The sequence below is a fragment of the Terrimonas ferruginea DSM 30193 genome (assembly GCF_000425585.1).
In the GTDB taxonomy this organism is placed as follows: domain Bacteria; phylum Bacteroidota; class Bacteroidia; order Chitinophagales; family Chitinophagaceae; genus Terrimonas; species Terrimonas ferruginea.
The window spans coordinates 196,355-218,783 of the sequence record NZ_KE384400.1 but is presented as its reverse complement, the minus strand read 5'-3'; the positions used below and the strand labels follow the sequence as shown (position 1 = coordinate 218,783).

The 22,429-nt window shown below is 50.0% G+C and carries 15 protein-coding genes; 6 read left to right on the top strand and 9 right to left on the bottom strand.

Annotation, left to right across the window (positions count from 1 at the left end):
- Positions 1-7: 7 nt before the first annotated feature.
- The 7 genes from H608_RS0117405 to deoC form a co-directional block, all read right to left on the bottom strand.
- Positions 8-670 (bottom strand): MlaE family ABC transporter permease, encoded by a 663-nt coding sequence (locus H608_RS0117405; protein WP_245565774.1) that lies wholly within the window; start codon positions 668-670, stop codon positions 8-10.
- Positions 671-985: 315 nt separating this feature from the next.
- Positions 986-3,334 carry an NADP-dependent malic enzyme gene (locus H608_RS22790; protein WP_038008917.1) on the bottom strand — a complete coding sequence of 783 codons (2,349 nt, stop codon included), beginning with the start codon at positions 3,332-3,334 and terminating at the stop codon, positions 986-988.
- Positions 3,335-3,416: 82 nt separating this feature from the next.
- Complete coding sequence (locus H608_RS0117395) at positions 3,417-4,601, bottom strand: M20 metallopeptidase family protein (protein ID WP_028788807.1); 1,185 nt, start codon at positions 4,599-4,601, stop codon at positions 3,417-3,419.
- A gap of 38 nt (positions 4,602-4,639) precedes the next feature.
- The gene (locus tag H608_RS0117390) at positions 4,640-5,092 is read right to left on the bottom strand and encodes an SPOR domain-containing protein (RefSeq protein WP_028788806.1); all 453 of its coding nucleotides are present in this window, start codon (positions 5,090-5,092) and stop codon (positions 4,640-4,642) included.
- A 39-nt stretch (positions 5,093-5,131) separates the two neighbouring features.
- Positions 5,132-6,013 (bottom strand): aldehyde dehydrogenase family protein, encoded by an 882-nt coding sequence (locus H608_RS0117385; RefSeq protein WP_155990230.1) that lies wholly within the window; start codon positions 6,011-6,013, stop codon positions 5,132-5,134.
- A gap of 115 nt (positions 6,014-6,128) precedes the next feature.
- The gene (locus tag H608_RS0117380; RefSeq protein ID WP_028788804.1) at positions 6,129-7,643 is read right to left on the bottom strand and encodes an aldehyde dehydrogenase family protein; all 1,515 of its coding nucleotides are present in this window, start codon (positions 7,641-7,643) and stop codon (positions 6,129-6,131) included.
- A gap of 234 nt (positions 7,644-7,877) precedes the next feature.
- Positions 7,878-8,798, bottom strand: coding sequence for a deoxyribose-phosphate aldolase (deoC, locus tag H608_RS0117375; RefSeq protein ID WP_028788803.1), 921 nt, complete (start codon positions 8,796-8,798; stop codon positions 7,878-7,880).
- Between the two features lie 169 nt (positions 8,799-8,967).
- On the opposite strand from deoC, the gene H608_RS0117370 reads away from it, so the two are divergent.
- Together H608_RS0117370 and H608_RS0117365 are read left to right on the top strand one after the other, a co-directional pair.
- Positions 8,968-12,036 carry an amidohydrolase family protein gene (locus H608_RS0117370; protein ID WP_038008916.1) on the top strand — a complete coding sequence of 1,023 codons (3,069 nt, stop codon included), beginning with the start codon at positions 8,968-8,970 and terminating at the stop codon, positions 12,034-12,036.
- An 11-nt stretch (positions 12,037-12,047) separates the two neighbouring features.
- Complete coding sequence (locus H608_RS0117365; protein ID WP_028788801.1) at positions 12,048-13,355, top strand: amidohydrolase family protein; 1,308 nt, start codon at positions 12,048-12,050, stop codon at positions 13,353-13,355.
- A 294-nt stretch (positions 13,356-13,649) separates the two neighbouring features.
- On the opposite strand, the gene H608_RS0117360 is transcribed toward H608_RS0117365, so the two are convergent.
- Both H608_RS0117360 and secA read right to left on the bottom strand, forming a co-directional pair.
- A complete protein-coding gene (locus tag H608_RS0117360) occupies positions 13,650-15,251 on the bottom strand; it encodes a T9SS type A sorting domain-containing protein (RefSeq protein ID WP_162142891.1) in 1,602 nt (533 codons plus the stop codon).
- 286 nt (positions 15,252-15,537) lie between these two features.
- A complete protein-coding gene (gene secA, locus H608_RS0117355) occupies positions 15,538-18,861 on the bottom strand; it encodes a preprotein translocase subunit SecA (protein ID WP_028788799.1) in 3,324 nt (1,107 codons plus the stop codon).
- Between the two features lie 199 nt (positions 18,862-19,060).
- On the opposite strand from secA, the gene H608_RS0117345 reads away from it, so the two are divergent.
- The 4 genes from H608_RS0117345 to scpB all read left to right on the top strand — a co-directional run bounded on the left by H608_RS0117345 (position 19,061) and on the right by scpB (position 22,387).
- Complete coding sequence (locus H608_RS0117345; RefSeq protein WP_155990229.1) at positions 19,061-19,753, top strand: hypothetical protein; 693 nt, start codon at positions 19,061-19,063, stop codon at positions 19,751-19,753.
- Positions 19,754-19,911: 158 nt separating this feature from the next.
- Entirely contained in the window at positions 19,912-20,508 is a 597-nt protein-coding gene (locus tag H608_RS22785) for a DUF6992 family protein (protein ID WP_071836975.1), read from the top strand.
- Positions 20,509-20,629: 121 nt separating this feature from the next.
- Entirely contained in the window at positions 20,630-21,514 is an 885-nt protein-coding gene (atpG, locus tag H608_RS0117335) for an ATP synthase F1 subunit gamma (protein WP_028788796.1), read from the top strand.
- Positions 21,515-21,670: 156 nt separating this feature from the next.
- On the top strand, positions 21,671-22,387 hold the full coding sequence (gene scpB / locus H608_RS22780; RefSeq protein WP_038008912.1) for an SMC-Scp complex subunit ScpB: 717 nt from the start codon (positions 21,671-21,673) through the stop codon (positions 22,385-22,387).
- Positions 22,388-22,429: the final 42 nt, after the last annotated feature.

The window sequence follows — 22,429 nt, the reverse complement described above, 5'->3', positions numbered from 1 at the left end:
GGCACGCTTACAGGAGCAATGCGGAGAGTACATAGTCGGCAATAAGCAGCAATACGCAACTCACTACCACGGCCTTGGTACTCGACCGGCCGATCTCCAGCGCACCGCCTTTTACATAATATCCGTAAAACGCGGGTATGCTGCAGATGATAAAGGCAAATACAAAACTTTTAGCTAACGCGAAAAATACGTTGTAGGCTTTGAAACCGTCAAGCAGGCCGCGATCATAGGTTTCTCCGGAGAGAATACCTGCCGCAACGCCGGCCAGGCGACCGCCCCAGATGCCCAGCGTCATGGAAATAATGATCAGCAAAGGGATCATCAATACACCTGCCACTATCTTGGGAGCTATGAGGTAGGCTTTGGTGTTGATGCCCATGATCTCGAGTGCGTCGATCTGTTCGCTTACGCGCATGTTGCCCAATTCACTTGCGATCTTACTGCCGATTACACCGGCGAGTACGATACAGGTAAGGGTAGGGGCAAATTCGAGAATTACCGTATCACGCACAATCTGCGCAATGATGGTTTTCGGGAGCAACGGACTTACCAGTTGATAAGCCGTCTGGATCGTACTCACCGCACCGATAAACACGGAAATGATGGTGACGATACCCAGCGAACCGATGCCGATATCATTGCATTGATGCATGAATTCTTTCCAATACATCTTTCCATTTTCCGGGCGTGCGAACATACCGCGGAACATCAGAAAATACCGGCCTATGTTAGTGAAGAGATTCAGGGTCTGGTTTTTTATTTAATTCAAAAGTCAAATTCGTGAATCGTGAATCGTCAATGGTGAATCGTCAATGGTGAATGGGTCGCCTCGGTTTGTACATACATGAGCCAAAGTGACGGGTTTGCTATCACCCCTGTAAAGGCTGTTTTACTTATAACTTATTACTTAAAACTTATGCCCGAAGTATCGGGCGGCTGTTTTACTGTCACCTTATGCCCCATGCCTTAGACCTTCTACCTCTCATTACATATCCTTACTCACTTTCTTAAACTTCTTCCACCACTTTGATTTTTTTACTTCCTCGTCGGTGGAAAAGTGTTTGCATTTGATCTGCGCATCGGCTACGGCTATCAGCGCCATGTTCACGATATTGTGCACAGAACTACCAAGTTGCAAAACGTGTACCGGTTTCTTGAGACCCAGCAGAATGGGACCAATAGCATCGGCGGCGCCTATTTCCTTCAGAATATTGTAGGTAATATTCCCCGCGGCCAGGTTGGGGAAGATCAAAGTGTTGACATCTTTGTCCACCAGTTCGCTGAACGGGTAGTTTTCCTTGAGCAGTTCTTTGTTAAATGCGAGGTTGGCCTGCATTTCACCATCCACCAGCAGTGAGGGCATGCGTTCTTTTACGATCTCGCGCGCCTTCGCTACCAATCGGGCTTCCGGAGAATTGCTGCTGCCAAAGTTGGAATAACTAAGTAAGGCAATGCGCGGAATGATGTTGAAGTTGCGGACAGCTTTCGCCGTAAGCAGGATGATTTCGGCCAGTTCCTGTGCGGTAGGGTTGAAATTAACCGTGGTATCGGCAAGGAACATCGGCCCTTTTTTGGTCATCATCAGGTACATGCCTGCGATCTTGTCCACTCCCTCTTCGGTGCCGATAATCTGCAAAGCCGGACGGATAGTATCGGGATAGTTTTTGGTAAGCCCGGAAATCATGCAATCGGCATCACCGAATTCCACCATCATACAACCGAAGTGGTTGCGGTCTTTCATCACCTTGCGTGCTTCATAGGCGTTGTACCCTTTGCGGCCGCGCTTCTGGAAAAATAGTTCGCCGTATTGGTTGCGTTTCTCCTCCATTTCATCCGAACGCGGATCGAAGACCGGCATATCGGCGATATCGATATTGGCGGAGTCGGCAATTGCTTTGATGCGGTTGTATTCACCCAGCAGGATCGGATACCCGATGCCCTCGTCGTAGATGGTTTGAGCCGCTTTGAGAATCTTGATATTGTCGGCTTCGGCAAACACGATACGCTTGGGATCGCGGCGGGCGCGGTTACCGATCACACGCAATACGTGGTTGTCGATACCGAGGCGTTTGTTGAGTTGCTCTGCGTAGCCATCCCAATCGACGATAGCATGTTGTGCCACTCCGCTTTCCATGGCGGCGCGGGCCACTGCTGGTGCAACGGTTGCGAGCAGGCGTGGATCGAGCGGTTTGGGAATAATATAGTTGGGGCCGAATACAATGGCTTTTTCATTGTAGGCCATGTTCACGATATCGGGAACGGGCGTTTTGGCGAGCTCGGCCAGCGCTTTGACGGCGGCCAGTTTCATTTCCTCATTGATCTGACGGGCGCGCACGTCGAGTGCACCGCGGAAGATATAAGGGAAACCGAGTACGTTGTTTACCTGGTTGGGGTAGTCGCTGCGGCCGGTAGCCATGATCACGTCTTTGCGCACATCCGTGGCATCTTCCCAGCTGATCTCGGGGTCCGGGTTGGCCATGGCAAATACGATCGGATTTTTCGCCATGTTTTTCACCATGTCCTTGCTTACGGTATTACCGGCACTCAGTCCGATGAATACGTCGGCACCTTTCATGGCTTCGTCGAGCGTCATTTCTCCTTTGGCATTGGCAAAAGGTTGTTTAAACTCGTCCAGGTCCTGGCGGTTTTTATGCAGCACACCTTTGCGGTCAAACATCATGAAGTTTTCCGGCCTGGCACCCAGGGCAACATAAAGCAGTACGCAGGCCATGGCGGCAGCGCCGGCACCATTCACCACGATCCTGATCTTTTCGATCTTTTTCTTTTGAATTTCCAGGGCGTTGAGCAACGCGGCGGCACTGATGATGGCCGTTCCGTGCTGATCGTCGTGCATTACCGGAATATCCATTTGTTTCTTCAGTTCACGTTCGATGTAGAAACATTCCGGCGCTTTGATGTCTTCGAGGTTGATGCCACCGAAAGTCGGTTGCAATGCCTTTACGATCTGTACGAATTTCTCGGGGTCTTTTTCATCGATCTCGATATCGAACACGTCGATGTCGGCAAATATTTTGAAGAGTACACCTTTTCCCTCCATCACGGGTTTACCGGCTTCGGGGCCGATGTCGCCGAGACCGAGCACTGCGGTGCCATTGCTGATAACGGCTACCAGGTTGCCCTTGGCGGTGTATTTGTAAACGTTCTCTTTGTTGGCGGCAATTTCCAGGCAGGGCACGGCCACACCGGGAGAGTAAGCCAGCGACAGGTCGCGCTGGGTTTTAGCTTCTTTGGTTGGGATCACCTCTATTTTCCCAGGCCTTCCTTTCGCGTGATATTCCAGGGCCTGCTGTCTGCGAAGTTCATCTTTGGTCATAAAAGTAGTTTATTGGCAATCGTTCGTTAGTAAAAGCGGGGTGCAAGGTAGTTATAAAATAACTAACCGCCGGCGCGCCGGTTTACTGGTCAAATTCAACGCTGCTTCCGAGCCAGGCCATCATGCCCATGCCGATCTCAATAGCGCTTTCGTCGATATTGAAAGTGGGCGTGTGTACACCGGCTGTGATGCCTTTTTCCTGGTTCATCACCCCGAGACGGTAGAAACAACCGGGGATGAGTTGGGAATAATAACCGAAGTCTTCGGCCCCCATGCGTTTTTCCGTTTCCTCCACTTTGTCTTCCCCTGCAAATTCCATGGCTTTCTGCCGCGCCAGCTCATTCAGTTGTTCATTGTTATATACGCAGGGATACCCCACGTCGATGAGCAGGTCCAGTTCACCACCCATTCCTTCTACAACACCATGTGCTACACTGCGGATCAGTTCGTGTGCTTTAAAGCGCCAGGTTTCGTCCATCGCGCGGAAAGTGCCTTTCAGCTTCACTTCATTGGGTACCACGTTGGTGGTGGTGCCTCCATTAAAAGCGGTGATGGATAAAACGGTAGGATTATGCGGATCGTTGCGGCGGCTGACAACCTGTTGCAGTGCCACCACCAGGTGCGAGGCGATCAGGATCGGATCGACACACAGGTGTGGGGCCGCGGCATGTCCGCCTTTTCCTTTAACGGTAATATACAATTCATCGGCGCTGGCCATCACTTTGCCGCCGCGGAAACTCAATCTTCCCACCGGCAGGCCGGGATGTACGTGTAATCCGAAGATGGCGGAAGGAACGGGATTTTCCAATGCGTTCTCCTTGATCAGCAGACTGGCGCCGCCGGGATTTTTTTCTTCGCCGGGTTGGAAAATGAGTTTCACGGTTCCTTCCCATTCATCGCGCAGTGAGTGCAGGATCTTGGCAGCGCCAAGCAGGCAGGTAGTGTGCACGTCATGGCCGCAGGCGTGCATCACTCCATCATTTAAGGAGCGGTAAGGCACATCGTTTTCTTCCTGGATCGGGAGCGCGTCCATATCGGCACGCAGCGCAATCACCCGGCTGCCCGGATTGCGGCCTTCGAGCAGGCCGATGACGCCGGTCTCCGCCTTCACTTCGAACGGGATGCCCAGTTCGCGCAGTTTGGATTGTACAAAAGCGGATGTTTCGTATTCCTGGTAACTTAATTCAGGGTGAGCATGCAGATGGTGCCGGACGGCAATAAACTCAGGCGCATAGGCCGCCGCCAGTTCCTTGATTTTCGCGATCATGACGCAAAAATAGCTGATAATCCGGTAACAGGGAGGAACTAGTATTCAGCGTCGTCAAACGTTTTTTCGGGCTTCACTTCTACCACATCGTTCATAATAAATACGCCTTTGGGAAAATATTCCAGCAGTTTCTTGCGGTAGTCTTCCGCTTCTTTACGGTCTTTGAAGTTGCCGGCCTTCACGCGGTAGTACGGAGACTGATGCCACATGTAGGTCTTCATATCGGGGAAATAAGTATAGACTTTTGTTTTGGCAGCAATGGCCTCATCGCGGCTGTTGGTGCTGATCACGAGCAGGCGGAACCCTTTGGCCGTGCGGCGGGAATCGCGGGTGGTATATTCATTGATCTGCGCCTGCTTTTTTACCAGCAGATCGATACGCGGGTCTTTGTGTATGACTACGGTATTGCTGTCGGACGCGATTTCCGTTTGTGCCTGTGCGGCAAAACAGGTAAGCAGCAGGAGGAAACAACCAATGATGACTTTTTTCATAGTTCGTTTTTAGGCAAATTTCTTACCAGTTTTTGCGGATCAATATCCGCCGCCGGCTCCCGCGATGTTTTCGATCGGATGCCAGGTAGTCTTGATCTCCTGTGTATCCAGGATAAAATAAGGCGATTGTCCCTCTTCGCTGTTCCAGTCTTTTTTATCATAAAAGAACACGCGTTTCAGGTTGAGCGCCGATTTTTCGCGGATGGATGACTGCACAGAAGAATCATTTTCGCAATAAATGGTTGCATTTACGTCCATGTGGTCGGAGAACCAGGAAACCAGTTCTTTTACCGAACCGGTAAGGATATTGACCACACCGCCGGGCAGATCGGACGTGCCCAGTACTTCGGCAAAAGTGATGGCGCTCAGCGGTTTTTGCTCGGAAGCCAGCACGATGCAGGTATTGCCTCCGGCAATGACCGGTGCAATAACGGACACCAGGCCCAGCAGGGGACTGTTTTGCGGAGCGATAATGGAAACCACGCCGGTGGGCTCGGGTACCGAGAAGTTAAAAAAGGAACCGGCTACGGGATTCACCGCGCTGAAAAGCTGCTGGAATTTGTCGCACCAGCCCGCATAGTAAATAAGGCGGTCGATACTGGTGTTCACCTCGGCTTCGGCGGCTGCCTGCGAAAGATCCTGCAACAACAGTTCGTCGATGAACTGGGCGCGGCGGCTTTCGAGCATTTCGGCAATGCGGTAGAGGATTTGTCCGCGGTTGAAAGCGGCGCGACCGCTCCATCCGGCCACAGCGCCACGTGCAGCCACCTGGGCATTGCGGAAGTCTTTGCGGGAACCCAGGCATACATTGGCCAGTTGCGCGCCGGCTTTGTTGCGGGCAATATAATAGCGGCCTGATTCCGTACGTGGATATTGACCTCCGATGTAGAGTTTATATGTTTTCAAAACTTCCAGGCGCATGTTAATTTGATAATTTGATGATTTGAAAATTTGAAAAGCCATTCATTCATTTTCACAATTGACCATTCACTATTCACCGATTGACCATTCACGATTGACGATTGACGATTCACGTTTACTTTATGTCCACATACGGCATCAATCCGTGCAGCCCGCCTTCGCGGCCGAAGCCGCTCTCTTTATAACCACCAAAAGGTGAGCTCGGATCGAATTTGTTAAATGTATTGGCCCAAACCACACCCGCGCGCATGCGGCGCGTAAGGTTGAAAATTTTAGAGCCTTTATCTGTCCATACGCCGGCGCTCAGGCCAAATGGTGAATTGTTGGCTTTCTCGATCACTTCGTCATCCGTGCGGAAGGTGAGAATGGATAACACGGGGCCGAAAATTTCTTCCTGGGCAATGCGGTTGCTTTGCGCCACATTGGTGAACAAGGTGGGTCGGCAGAAGTAACCTTTCCGCGGCAGCGGGCAACTGCTTTCCCACATTTCAGCACCTTCGCGGCGCCCGATATCGAGATAGCGGTGAATGGTTTCGAGTTGTTGCTTGCTGTTGATGGCGCCAATGTCGGTGTTCTTATCCATCGGGTCGCCCACGATGAGCGTTTCGATGCGGTCCTTGAGTTTGCGGATAACTGTTTTGGCTACTGACTCCTGTACATAAAGGCGTGAACCTGCGCAGCACACATGCCCCTGGTTGAAATAAATACCATTGATCACTCCTTCCACGGCCTGGTCGAGCGGTGCATCTTCAAAAATGATATTAGCGGCTTTGCCACCGAGCTCGAGTGTGGCTTTTTTATTGGTGCCGGCGATGGAACGCTGGATCAGTTTGCCTACATCCGTACTGCCGGTAAAAGCGATTTTGTTTACATCGGGATGACTGACGATGGCGGCACCTGTGGCACCTGCACCGGTAATAATGTTTACCACGCCCGGGGGAAGGTCGGCTTCCTGGATGATCTCGGCCAGTTTCAGCGCGGTGAGGGGAGTAGTTTCGGCGGGTTTCAGTACAACGGTATTGCCTGTTGCCAGTGCCGGTGCAATTTTCCACGCGGCCATCAGCAGCGGGAAATTCCACGGAATGATTTGTCCGGCTACACCGAGTGGTGCTACCTGGCGATTGGGAAAAGCGTATTCGAGTTTGTCGGCCCAGCCGGCATAATAGAAAAAATGATTGGCGGCGGTTGGCACGTCGAAGTCGCGGCTTTCGCGGATCGGTTTGCCGCCGTCGAGCGTTTCGATCACGGCCAGTTCGCGTGCTTTTTCCTGCACCATGCGGGAGATGCGGAAAATATATTTAGCCCGTTCGCGCGCCGGCATTTTACTCCATACTTTATCGTAGGCTGTTCTGGCGGCGCTCACGGCTTTATTGACATCTGCGGCGTTGGCGTCGGCTACTTCGCTGAGCTTTTCTTCCGTAGCGGGATTGGTGGTGGCAAAGTATTTTTTGCCTGAAGGCTTCTGCCACTGGCCGTTGATGAAAAGATCATACTGTGGTTTGATGGTAGCCGCAGAGCGGCTTTCCGGTGCCGGATCATACGACCAGCCGGTGTCAAACTTCAGTTTTACTGTATTGCTTTTTTTGGTGCTGCTTTTTTTAGGAGCGGCTTTTTTACGCGTTACTGCCATGAGGTAAATTCAAAAAGTGTTACCCTGAGTTTATCGAAGGGTCAAAAATCGTGAATAGTCAATCGTGAATCGTCAATCGTGAATGGTGAATAGTGAATGGTGAATCGTCAATCGTCAATGGCTGTTTACTTAATACTTATTACTTAATACTTAATACTTATTACTTACTACTTACTACTTATTACTTACTACTTACTACCCTATACCTTACGCCTTCCACCTTCTACCTTATTCCTAATCCACGGAAAAATAATTCGCACTCTGATAAACACCCGTGTGTTCCTTAACAATCTGCATCAGCACATCATTGGCGAGACTGCTGGCACCGAAACGGAACCATTCATTCGTCAGCCAGTCTTCGCCCAGCACTTCTTTCAGCATTACCAGGTAATGCAGTGCGAGTTTTGATTTGGAAATGCCGCCGGCAGGTTTCATGCCGATCATTTTTCCTGTTTTATAATAAAAATCACGGATGGCTTCGAGCATCACGAGTGTTACGGGCATCGTAGCGGCCGGTTGAATTTTACCGGTTGATGTTTTGATAAAATCAGCGCCTGCATACATTGCGATGTCACTGGCTCTTCTGACTTTGTCGTAAGTGCCGAGTTCACCTGTTTCCAGGATCACTTTCAGGCGTGCATCACCACAGGCTTCTTTGATTGCGGCTATTTCATCAAATACAAAATTGTATTCTCCTGCATGAAAACGTCCGCGGCTGATGACCATGTCGATCTCATCCGCACCTTCGCTGACGGCGAAACGCGTATCGCGCAGTTTGATATCGCGCGGGGCTTGTCCACTCGGGAAGGCTGTCGATACCGACGCTACTTTGATACCCGAACCTTCCAACGCCTTGCGGGCTACTTTCACCATCGACGGATATACACATACTGCCGCTACCGTGGGTAGTCCGGGTACGGCATCGTGCAGGTGCATGGCTTTATAACAAAGCTGTTTTACTTTTCCATCGGTATCCTTGCCTTCGAGGGTGGTAAGGTCGATCATGTTGAGGATAAGCTTCAGGCCGTTGAGCTTGCTTTCTTTTTTTATACTACGTGTAGTAAAGCGTGCAGCTCTTTCTTCCACGCCCACCTGGTCGATCCGGGGAGAGAGCGAGAAGTCGGGAAGCATCGTTTGTGAACTGGCAGCAGCCATAGATCATTCAGTTTAGAAAGTTCCAAAGATAAGTAAACCGGGCAGAAACCCTTGTTTTGGGTTCTTGTGTTGAACGGCTTTCGATTTATGCGCTAATTGCTTTAAATTGGCACCACGATCGACTGCACACACCGCTACGGAAGCTTTTCTAACATTAAAACAAATGGCGATGACCAAACCAGAATGCCTGCTACGCGCAGGTCTGCTTTTTCTTGTTCTATCCTGTACGCGCCTGCTGAATGCCCAGACAACCACCTTTCCGGTCAACGGATTGGCTGACCCGCGCAGCGGCTGCTACGCTTTCACCAACGCCACACTTGTCAAAGACGGACAAACAACCGTCACGGAGGCAACCCTGCTGATCCGCGACGGACGCATTGTTGCCGCAGGCAAAGGTGTATCCCTTCCCAAAGACGCCGTCGTACTCGACTGCAGCGGCAAATTCATCTACCCTTCCCTGATCGACATCTACAGCGATTATGGTATTGCCACGCCGCAACGCCAGCCGGGAGAAAGAGGTTTTTTTGCTCCGCAACAATTTACCTCTTCTACCAAAGGCGCCGTGGGTTGGAACCAGGCCATCCGCAGTGAGGTAAATGGCATCGATCTTTTTTCAGTAGACGACAGCAAAGCAAAGCCGTTGCGCGATATCGGTTTCGGCACCGTGCTTACCCATCAGAAAGATGGTATCGCACGCGGCACAGGTGCCGTGGTAACGCTTGCTGCCATCCGCGACAACAAAGTAGTGGTCAAAGAAAAAGCTTCGGCACATTATTCCTTCAGCAAAGGCACTTCCTCCCAGAGCTATCCCGGTTCTATCATGGGGGCGGTGGCCCTGTTGCGTCAGACCTATATCGATGCAGCCTGGTACCGCAACCGTCCCGCAAGCGAAGGCCTTAACCTGAGTCTCGACGCATGGAACGCGAGCCAGACACTGCCGCAGATATTTGAGGCCGGCGATAAATGGAGCGAGATCCGTGCCGACCGCATCGGTGATGAGTTTGGTGTGCAATACATCATCAAAGGTGGCAGCAACGAATACCAGCGCATCAAAGAGATCGCCGCTACCAAAGCAAACTTCATCATTTCCCTGAACTATCCCGAAGCGCAGAATGTAGAAGATCCTGCGGATGCACGTTTTGTGTCACTCGGTGACCTGCAGCATTGGGAACTGGCAGCCGGCAATGCCGCGGCATTGGAAAAAGCAGGAATCAGCTTTGCTCTCACCACCTCCGATCTCCGCGACGCCAAACAATTCTGGCCCAACCTGCGCAAAGCCATTCAGTACGGACTTTCCGAATCACGTGCCATGGACGCCCTGACGCGCACACCCGCCATGTTGCTCGGTGTATATGATAAAGTAGGAAGCCTGGACGCCGGCAAACTCGCCAACTTCCTCATCACTACCGGAAATATTTTCCAGGAAAGAACCCAGATAGTGGAGAACTGGGTGCAGGGCGAGCGCTACAACGTACGTCCCGAAGGATGGGAAATACAAGGCCTTTACAAACTTACCCTGCGCGGTGCAGGCGGCACCACCGAATATAATCTCGATATCAAATCAGCTTCCAGCGCAACCGTATGGAGCAAAGACACACTGACGGCCAAGTTTGCCTATAATGCCGGACTGGTATCCCTCACACTGTCGCCCAGGAGCAGCGGCCGTGGTGCGGGCAGGCCCGGAGCAGCAGGCAATGCATCCGGTATCCGCCTCAGCGGTGCCCGTATCGGCAACGGCTGGCAGGGAACCGGTGTAGACACACTGGGTAAAACAATCTCCTGGACAGCCGTTTACCAGCAGGCCGGCACACCGGCACCTGATACGGGCCGCAAACGAACGCCATCAGCCATGGCACATGTAACCTATCCGTTTGGCAGCTACGGAAACGACACCATTCCGGTAGCGCAATCCCTGCTGATCCGCAACGCAACGGTATGGACCAATGAAAAGGATGGTAAGCTCGAAGGCGTTGATGTGGTTGTACGCAATGGTAAAATTGCCAAAGTCGGCCGCAATCTCTCCGAAGCAGGCGCAACCGTGATCGACGGCAGCGGCAAACACCTGACAGCAGGTGTGATCGACGAACACTCACATATCGCCGCATTCTCCATCAACGAGGGCGCACAATCGGTAACCTCAGAAGTGCGCATTGGTGATAACCTCAATCCCGACGACGTGAATATCTATCGTCAGTTGAGCGGTGGTGTAACCACTTCGCATATCCTGCACGGTTCTGCCAATACGATCGGCGGCCAGACCCAACTCATCAAACTGCGCTGGGGTGCCGATGATGAAGGACTGAAATTCAAAGGAGCCGATCCGTTTATCAAATTTGCCTTAGGCGAAAACGTAAAACGCACTGCTGCCACACAAGGCAACAGCCGCTTCCCCGATACCCGCATGGGCGTAGAAGAAGTATTGGCCGATGCCTTCCAGCGTGCACGCGATTACCGCGACGACAAGACCGCAAAAAATCTCCGCCGCCGCGATCTCGAACTCGATGCACTGGTAGAGATCATGGAAAACAAACGCTTCATTACCTGCCACTCTTATGTACAAAGCGAGATCACTGCGCTGTTGCGCGTGGCCGATAAATATGGCTTCAAGGTGAATACGTTTACCCATATCCTTGAAGGGTATAAAGTGGCAGACAAAATGAAAGAGCGTGGCGCAAATGCTTCTACCTTCTCCGATTGGTGGGCTTATAAAATGGAAGTACAGGATGCGATCGCCTACAACGCCGCTATCATGCACAAAGTGGGCCTGAACGTGTGTATTAATTCCGATGATGCGGAAATGGCCCGCCGCCTCAACCAGGAAGCAGCGAAAGCTATTAAATATGGTGGTGTGAGTGAAGAGGATGCTTTGAAAATGGTGACGCTCAATCCTGCCAAAGCACTGCATATCGACAAATGGGTGGGTAGTATCCGTGAAGGAAAAGATGCTGATCTCGTATTGTGGAGCGATCATCCGCTGAGCATTTATGCCAAAGCACTTTACACGATCGTGGACGGAACGGTGTATTTCGATCGTCAGAAAGACGAAGCAGCACGCGTGCGTATTGCAGCCGAGAAAAACAGGCTGGTGCAAAAAATGATCGCTGAAGGACGCAGCTCCGGCACGGCAGGTCCTGCAAGACCAACACCGCAGGTTGTACTGCACTGCGAAGAATACGATCATCGTGTGGGCTTACTGGAAACAGACGAACACGAAGAAAACGAGGCAAATCACCAATAAAAAAAACAAGGATGAAAAAAAATATAACAGCGATCATCGCCTTGCTGCTGGCCGGTGGAGTAGCGTCGGCACAGGACGATGTATATCCCGCTCCGGAATACAAAGGACTCAGTTTTATCACCAACGCCACTATTCACGTAGGCAACGGACAGGTGATCAACAACGGCACGATCAAAATCAACAATGGAAAAATAGAGCAGGTAGGGACCAATATTCCCATTCCGGTGGACGATGTACGCGTGTACAATGCTGCGGGTAAACAGGTTTATCCCGGTATGATCCTGCCGGACACGGATCTTGGTTTAAAAGAAATCAGCAGTGGTGTGCGCGGTTCCAACGACTTCCGCGAATTGGGCGACTGGAACACGAGCGTGCGCTCGATTGTGGCTTATAACACGGATTCGCGTATCATCAATACCTTAAAAGCAAACGGAATTCTGCTGGCTTCAGTAAGTCCGCAGGGTGGATTGCTGACGGGCACTTCGAGCGTGGTACAACTCGATGCCTGGAACTGGGAAGACGCCGCTTACCAACTGGATGGTGCGCTTCACCTCAATTTTCCTTCCTTGTTGCAGCGCAGAGGACGTTTCGGTGGCGGTGGAATGCAGGGGCAAAATGATCCGATTAAAGAGGCACTGGCCCGTGTAGAAGCCGTAAAACAATTTTTCCGCGAAGCGAAAGCTTACCTGGCGGAAAAAACGCATGCCGAAACAAACCTGCGGTTTGAATCGCTGCGTCCGTTGTTTGAGAAAAAACAAAAGCTGTTTGTGCACGCGGGCATTGTAAAGGAAATGCTGGTGGCTATTGATTTCGCGAAAGAATTTGGCGTGGATGTGGTAATCGTTGGCGGTAGTGAAAGCTACCAGATCGCCGATCTGCTGCGCGAAAACAACATTGCCGTGATCCTGTCGCCCATGCACAACCTGCCTACGCTGGAAGACGACGACGTAGATCAGCCTTATAAAACGCCGGCGATCCTCCAGAAAGCGGGTGTTTTATTTGCGATCAACGATGATCATGGTGAATCGCGCTACCGTAATCTTCCTTTCAATGCCGGAACGGCAGCGGCTTATGGTCTTACGAAAGAAGAAGCGCTGCAGTCGGTGACATTGAACCCGGCCAAAATATTAGGCATTGCAGATCGTACGGGCACTCTTGAAGTAGGGAAAGACGCCAACATTGTGATCAGCGCGGGTGATCTGCTGGATATGCGCACCAGTCTTGTAACGGATGTGTTTATCCAGGGCCGTAAAGTAAGCCTGGAAAACAAGCAGACACAGTTGTATGAAAGGTATAAGAAGAAGTATGGGATAAAGTGATTTTAAAAAGCTCCGGAAACGGAGCTTTTTAAATGTGTAAATGTGAAAGTGTGTAAATGAAAGAATAAGTGACCAAAGTTTGTAATAACCGGGGTAGTATATAGCGTTTTAGTTAACGACAATGATTAGTGAATGCTCGTTGATACCAATCGAGCTCCGGAGAAGGAGGAGCGCAGCTAAAACCATTTCCACATGCCCCGCCGAAGGCGGCACATTTGCATATTTACACATTAAAACGCCCCCGGATAAACCGGGGGCGTTTTGTTCTCAACCGTCCAAAGCTGAATTCGTTTATTATTGTTTCAGAAGTTTCTCAGAAGCGACTACGCGATTTTCACTCACGATCTGTACCAGATACATGCCTTTTGTCAATGAAGAAGCTTCAGTAATGGTCAGGCTGTTGAAACCTGCGTTCATGGTGGCTGAACGTGTAACCATTACCTGACCAGACAGGTTAATGACACGAATCTGTACATTTTCACGGGCTGCTGCAGTGTAACCGATACTAAACTGGCTTGTAAAAGGGTTAGGAGTAACCTGTACGGTGGTGTTGGTAGTATTGGCGAAACGCACACTGCGAACATCAGAGAACTTCACGTAGCCGCTGGGTTCTACTGCGCGGATGCGATAGTAGACAACTTTAACCTGTGTGTTTACCTGCTGATCGGCATACTGGTATTTCTGCATTTCCTCAGAAGACAGTACCACTGCGATAGTAGAGAAATTGTTGCCGTCATAGCTGCGCTGAACTTCAAAGTTGGTAGAGTTGTCCAGTTGTGCAGACCATTCCAGCACCGGTACATTGTTGCTCAGGTTAACGAGGAAGTAGTTCCACTTAACAGCAAGGGGCAATGTAGCAGTTTCAGGAGCACAAGCACCGATTGATGCATTCAGGGTATCAGGAGCGTTAAATACCTGGTATTTAACATTAGGATAAACATTTGAATTATGAGAATCGAAAATGGTGTTGGGGTTGGAGCGGGTTACGTCGTATACACGGATGGTATCTGATGTATTACCTGCCGTACCAATGTTACCACCACCGATGGTAGTGCCAGTGAAGTAGAAGTAACCAGCACCGCGGATCGTACCCCAGTTGGTCAGGTTAGCTGCTTTCACATAAGCATTTGCAGTAGAGATGAATGTACCGCTGTTGGTAAAGTAAGAGTTGTTCTTGCTTACGGTTGACCACAGCAGACCGTTATTATAAACAGTTGCAGATGAGTTAGAGATTTCAATTCCATTATCGGCAATAGCGCGGCAGTTGTTCTGAAATACGCTGCTGGAAGCGAAAGTCATTTTGCCGGTAGCATAAAAGCGGCCGAGGTTGGTCAGGGTACCACCGTTTACATTGATATTACCATTTACCACAATGCTGCGGCGGTTGGCGAAGGTAGCGGCAGAGTTGATGCTGAAGTTACCGTTAACAACCATATCACCCTGGTTGATGAAGTGACCACCGCTGATGTTCATGGCGAAGTCGCCATTGAAGGTGATGGTAGCACCGAAGTAGTTATTGAAGGTCTGAGCGCTTTGCGCCATCTGGGCAGAACCGGTAACGGTAATATTGCCGTAGTTCTCCAGGCTGAAGCCGTTCAGGGTGCTGAAGTTAGGCAGTGTGGCATTACCACGTACGATCAGTTTGAAAACGTAGTTCTGGAGGCTGTTGGGTCTGAAAGTAGCACCCTGCTCAACAGAGATTTTTGCGCCGGCATTCCAGCTCGTAATATTACCTGTGTAAGTTCCGGATTTGATGCAAAGGCTGTCGCCGGGGAGCAGATTGTAGTTAGTAGAACTACCATTGTTGACGTAAACAGTTTGTGCAGATGCCTTTTGGGCAAAGAAAGAGGAAACACTTAAAGCAACTAAAGTAAAAAGGGTAGAAATTTGTTTCATATCGTTTTCAGTTAGGGTTGAGATCGTTTTTATCCTGTTTTTGCGTCGGATTTTCCGCATCTTTTCCGAAGTATTTCCTGCGTTTTTCGCAGCCGTAAATCGTAAGATGAGGCAAATGTATTGCAGGATTTACTATTTCCAAATAGTAAAACTACGCTTCGTCTCAGTCCGTAAAATCACTTTTCTGAAAACTAGGTGAAAACCAATAATATAGCATAAGAAAGGCCCGCAGATTTTTTTTCTACGGGCCTGATTTCATGATATTTATCAACCTAAAAAAGGGCTGTTATTCGTCTTTTCCGTGGCAGTGTTTGTATTTTTTACCACTTCCGCAGGGGCAAAGTTCATTGCGTCCGATCTTGGGTGCTACTTTCACGGGTTCCTGTTTTACGGCCGGTCCGTTGTTGTCCAGGATATCACGTTCATTGGCGGCATAATCCTGGCCAGCGGCGTCGATCTCGTCTTTGTTTGCGCGCATTTTGCTGTAATCGGTCTTTTCTATGCGGGCTTCGCGGACCGGTGCATTCTGCTCCTGTACCGGGATGTTGGAGTGGGAGAGGAAGGAAACGATGTCCTTGTTTACTTCAGCGTCCATGTTCTTAAACTGGCGGAATGCTTCTACCTTATATATTACCAGGGGATCTTTCTGTTCCAGGTAAGCGGTTTGTACGCTCTGCTTGAGGTCGTCCATGGCGCGGAGGTGCTCTTTCCAGGCATCGTCGATCACCACCAGGCTGATGGTTTTTTCCAATGACGCGCTGAGTTCCTCTCCTTCGGTTTCCAGGGTTTTATCGAGTGACGCCACCACGTTCAGTTGCTTGCGGCCGTCGCTGAAGGGAACCACTACATTTTCAATATGTGCCCCCTGTGTCTGACGGATGTTTTTGAACACCGGCACCGCCTGCTGCTTCAATGTCTGTTTGTGGTCGTTATAGCGTCCTGCAGACTCGTTATATAATTGTGAGATCAGCTCATCCTGGCTGGTTTTCAGGAATTGCTCCTCCGTAATGGCTGTTTCAATGCCAAAGTGTACGATTACGGCCAGTTTGAAGCCTTCATAGTCGGCCTGTTCGCGGAAGCTGGTTACCAGTCCTTCGGCTACTACGGCAAAGGCGTTGTCGATATCGAGTGAAAGACGGTCACCGAACAAGGCGTGCTGGCGTTTGCCATAAATGGCGTTCCGCTGTTTGTTCATCACGTCATCATATTCGAGCAGGCGCTTACGGATACCGAAGTTGTTTTCTTCTACTTTCTTCTGTGCACGCTGGATGCTGTTGCTGATCATGCTGTGCTGGATCACATCACCTTCTTTGTAACCCAGGCGGTCCATCATGCTGGCGATACGTTCGCTGCCGAACATACGCATCAGGTCATCTTCCAGTGAAACGTAAAACTGAGAGCTGCCGGGGTCACCCTGGCGGCCGGCACGACCACGCAACTGGCGGTCTACACGGCGGCTTTCGTGACGTTCTGTACCGATGATGGCCAGACCACCCGCTTCTTTCACATTCGGGCCGAGTTTGATGTCGGTACCACGACCGGCCATGTTGGTGGCGATGGTAACGGCTCCGGCCAGACCGGCTTCCACTACTATCTGCGCCTCACGTGCGTGCTGTTTTGCGTTCAGTACGTTGTGCGGAATCTTCTTTTGCTGCAGCATACGGCTTAGCAATTCACTGATCTCAACCGAAGTGGTACCTACCAGCACCGGGCGACCGGCATTGCGCAGCGCTTCCACTTCATCGATCACCGCTTTATACTTTTCGCGTTTTGTTTTATAAACAAGATCCTGCTTGTCCTGGCGGATCAATGCTCTGTTGGTAGGAATGGTTACCACATCCAGTTTGTAAATGCTCCACAACTCTGCCGCTTCTGTTTCTGCGGTACCGGTCATACCGGCAAGTTTGTGGTACATACGGAAGTAGTTCTGCAGCGTGATGGTTGCATAGGTCTGTGTAGCTGCTTCGATCTTCACGTTTTCTTTTGCTTCCAGTGCCTGGTGCAGACCGTCGGAATAACGACGTCCATCGAGAATACGGCCGGTTTGTTCGTCTACGATCTTGATCTGGCCGTCCATTACCACGTACTCTACGTCTTTTTCAAATAAGGCGTAGGACTTCAGTAATTGTTGTACGGTATGGATACGGTCGGCTTTCTGTGAATATTCGTTGAGCAGGGCTTCTTTCTGCTGTAATTTTTCGTCGGGACTGTCAGCGCCCTTTTCCACTTCGGCCAGTTTCACCGCGATGTCGGGAAGCACGAAAAATTCGGGGTCTTCACCGGAGCGTGTGATGGTGTTGAGTCCTTTTTCGGTGAGGTCTACGGAATTTTGTTTTTCGTCGATATGGAAAAGAAGTTCTGAATCTACCACGTGCATGTTGCGTTGCTGATCCTGCAGGTAGAAGTTCTCGGCCTTCTGCATTTTTACTTTGATACCGGGTTCGCTGAGGAATTTGATCAGCGGGCCGTATTTCGGCAGGCCTCGGTAAGCGCGGTAAAGATGGAGACCACCTGTTTTGGGATCGTCTTCGCCTTTCTCGAACAGTTTTTTTGCTTCGTTGAGTGAGGCACGAACGATGCGTTCCTGTTCCTGGAAGAGTTGCTGTACGCGTGGTTTGTGAATATGGTATTGCTGGTCATCGCCTTTGGCAACGGGGCCGGAAATGATGAGTGGTGTACGGGCATCGTCGATCAGTACGGAGTCAACCTCATCCACCATGGCAAAATGATGTTTGCGTTGCACCATTTCATTGGCGGAATGCACCATGTTATCCCGCAGGTAGTCGAAACCGAATTCGTTGTTGGTACCGTAGGTGATATCGGCGAGGTAGGCCTGGCGGCGTTCTTCGCTGTTGGGCTGGTGTTTGTCGATACAATCTACCCGGAGGCCGAGCCATTCGAAAAGCGGGCCGTTCCATTCCTGGTCACGGCGGGCCAGGTAATCGTTCACGGTTACAATGTGCACCCCTTCACCGGCCAGTGCATTGAGGTAGGCGGGTAAAGTGGACACGAGCGTTTTACCTTCACCGGTTGCCATCTCGGAGATCTTGCCGGAGTGCAGTACGGCACCACCGATCAGCTGCACGTCGTAGTGAACCATGTTCCAGGTCACTTCGCCACCTGCTGCAGTCCAGGTATTGGCAAAAAAGGATTGATCACCTTCAATGCGGATATAAGGTTTTTTCACGCTCAGCTCGCGGTCGAGTGGCGTGGCAGTGGAAGCCAGCTGGGTATTTTCTTTGAAGCGGCGGGAAGCTTCCTTTACAACGGCGAAAGCTTCGGGCAGGATTTGCTCCAATATTTCTTCAATTTTTTTATCCCGGTCTTTTTTCAGTTTGTCTACCGCCTGGTAGATATTGTCTTTGCCTGTCAGATCGTTGAACGGAAGTCCGGCAGCCTCTTCGTTGCGGGCAGCAATTTCCTGGTCGATGGAAGTCAGATGCTCCTTGATGCGGGTGCGGAATTCCTGTGTTTTGTTGCGAAGCTGATCGTTGGAAAGAGATTGGTAAGAAGCAAAATACTCGTTGGTTTTGCCCACCATCGGCTGTATTTTTTTTACGTCTTTTTCGGACTTGCTCCCCCCCAGTAATTTCGAGATAAAACCAAACATGATTAAGTGTTATTGGGTATTGCTAAATAACGTTATTTGTGAATATTTGTGTTGTCAAAAAGGGTGCTATGGCTTCCCATGAGCCAATTTGACAGCCAGTGGATTATCCACAAGGGAGCAAAGATACGACTTAGTACGGTAGTTGACTATAAGAACAGTGTTGATAAACACGCCTGGGTTGCGTTAAAAAATGGTAAATATGAAAAAGCTGATAGTATTAATGGTTGTATCTGCGATTGTGGGGATGGCGGCCTGTAACAACGAAGAGATCGGGAAAGCAAAAGATGTAAATCCGGAGACGATTTATTTTGATTACCGGATTTCGGGAGACGAAGCCACAGGGCGCACCACGGTCCGTTTACAGTATCGTTTTGCCGGATCCGGCGGCACCACGCTGGTACTCGAAGATCCCAGCCGGGTAACGCTGGACGGGAAAATGCTGAACGTTGACAGTTCCCGCTTCAACGGAGCCTATTACGAAGCCGACATCGCCACTGATTCCTTTGCGGGGAAACATGAAATTGTTTTTACCGGTCCGGCGGGAAAAAAATACACGGAACAATTTACCTATACCCCTTTTCAGCTGGGATTGCTTCCTGACAGTATGTCTGCGGGGAAAGATCTGGTGCTGGAAATAGGTGGATTGGAAGAGGGGGAGCGGCTGCATCTGATGATGACGGATACCTCTTTCCGGGGAAATGGCATCGAGCGCATCGAAAAGGTGAAGCAGGGCAGAATTGTGGTGCCGGCGGAGGAACTGACAGTATTAAAAAAAGGCCCGGTTTATTTAGATCTGAGCACGGATATAAAACGTAACTTAAAGGACACCACGCCGGAAGGCGGTGCATTGTACCTTAATTACCGGCTGAAGCGGGAATTTTTGCTAAGGTGAGAAAGGAAGGAGGAAGGCTTAAGGTATAAGGCTTAAGGTGTAAGGTTTAAGGTAATAAGGGGTAAGTAATAAGTAAACAGCGAGGCTGTTTATTCACTTATTGACCTATTCACTCCCGACACTTCAGGATGACGATTCACCATTCACAACTGACACATATGCGTAAACTACTTATCCTCAGCCTCTGCCTCCTTTCCACGTGGGCTTTTGCACAAAAAAACTCCCTCGACTCATTCAACCTGAAACGGGAGAAAAAGCTGCAGCACGGCATGCTGGTGCTCAGCAGTTGGGCTGCAGCCAATATTGCCGGCGGACTGGTGTTGGGCAGTACCACCAGCGGTGAAGCAAAATATTTTCATAAAATGAATGCCTATTTCAACGTGGTAAACCTGACGCTGGGGCAATTAAGTTATTGGGAATCAAGGAAAAATGAGGGAAAAAAGATGACATTTGCCGGCTCTGTACGCACCCAGAACGGCATTGAAAAAACCTTTCTTTTCAACGCGGGATTCGACGGCGTTTATATGCTCGGCGGCTTATACCTCCACGAGCGGGCCAACCGCCATACCGGCAAAAAACGCGACCAGTTCCGCGGATATGGCAACAGCCTGATCCTCCAGGGGGGCGCACTGCTGCTGTTTGACGGCATTATGTATCACATACAATCCAAACACGGCCGCTGGCTGGATAAGAAGCTCAGCGGGGTAGAGCTCACCGCCGGAGCAGGGCATGCCGGGCTCACCTGGAATTTCTGACCTGTTATCCACATCATGGGTAAGTAAATTACGGCCGGATATATAAAATATGCCTCCTAACCCGTACTTTTGCCGCCGAAACGAAAGGGCCGATAAGTCCTTCTAAAAATTACTGATTACCATGGCTGGTCAATTAAAAGAAGTACGCAACAGAATAAAGTCCGTTCAAAGCACACAACAGATCACTAAGGCAATGAAAATGGTGAGTGCGGCCAAATTGCGCCGTGCCCAGGATGCCATCATACAGATGCGTCCCTACGCCAACAAATTGCAGGATATGCTCAGCAATATCGTGAGCAACAGCGAAGGTGATGTGGAAATGAAACTCGCTTCCGAACGTCCTGTTGAAAAAGTACTGCTGATCGCCATCACCAGCGACCGCGGCCTGGCAGGGGCTTTCAATACCAACGTGATCAAAATGACCAAAGCCCTGATCAACGAAAAGTATACAGAGCAATACCGCAAAGGCAATGTGACCATCTGGAACATCGGTAAAAAAGGTTACGAACACTTCCTGAAGAACGGTTACCGTGCAGATGCCACTTATAAAGATATTTTCCTCAACCTCACTTTCGAAGGTGTACAAAAAGCTGCACAAGCGGCTATGAAAGCTTTTGAAGAGAAAGAATATGATGTAGTGGAAATTGTGTACAGCCAATTCAAGAATGCCGCTACACAGCGTTTTGTCACAGAACGCTTCCTGCCTATTCCCCGCGTGGAGAAAAAAGAAGGCGATAATAAAAAAGCCAACTTCATTTTCGATCCATCCGAAGCGGAACTGGTAGCCGAACTGATGCCGAAGATCCTCAACACACAATTATACAAAGCCGTACTGGACTCCAATGCTTCCGAGCATGGTGCCCGTATGACAGCGATGGACAAAGCGAGCGAAAACGCCAACGAAATGCTCCGCAACCTGAAGATCTCCTATAACAGAGCAAGACAGGCTGCGATCACCACGGAACTGACCGAGATTGTGAGCGGCGCCGCTGCCCTGCAAGGTTAATCCGGGACGAGACTGCTTCGTTATTTTAATCCACAGCACAGGTTGCAAAATGTCAGTAACCTTCTTTGATGCATTACACCATAATGCCTATTTTGGCCGTTCGATATAGTGAATATACCGGGCAACCGGTTGGATTTTGAAAACACGATAGGTGACATGGAAATAACAAACCTGATACCCCATATTGAAGCGCTGATCTTCGCGAGTGACAAACCCCTGACTTCGCTTGAACTGACCGAATTGCTCAACAATGCTTTCGGCTTCATGGAAGATAAACTGACCCTCGACCAGATCGAAGCAGGCATCGATGGTGTAACCGAAAAATACAAATCAGAATTTTATCCGTTTGAATTACGCCAGAGTGGTGGCGGCTGGCAGTTCCTTACCAAAAAGGACTATCACAAAACCATTGCGCAGCTCAACGGTGATAAATTCCTGAAACGTCTTTCTGCCGCGGCACTCGAAACCCTGGCCATCATCGCCTACAAACAACCGGTGACCAAAGGCGAGATCGAAGCGATCCGTGGTGTAAGCTCGGATTATGCCGTGCAGAAACTCCTCGAAAAAGAACTCATCATCATCACCGGCCGCAACGAATCAATGCCCGGTCATCCATTGGTATACGCTACTTCTAAAACTTTCATGGATTATTTCGGTATCAATACCGCAGATGATCTGCCAAAAATCAAAGAAGTCCTCGCCGAACAAATGGTAGAGCCCACCATCATGAAAGATATGCAGGCAGATGCTGAACATTTCGACGGAGAAGAAGAACATACCGCCAACCCCGATGCAGAAACCGAAGATGATACGCTGCTCTCCGTTACAGAAAACGGCGAACTGATTGCGAAAGAAAACGAAGACGACAACTAAACGTTTGTTCATAAATAGTTTTTCCTGCGCGGCGCTGATGAA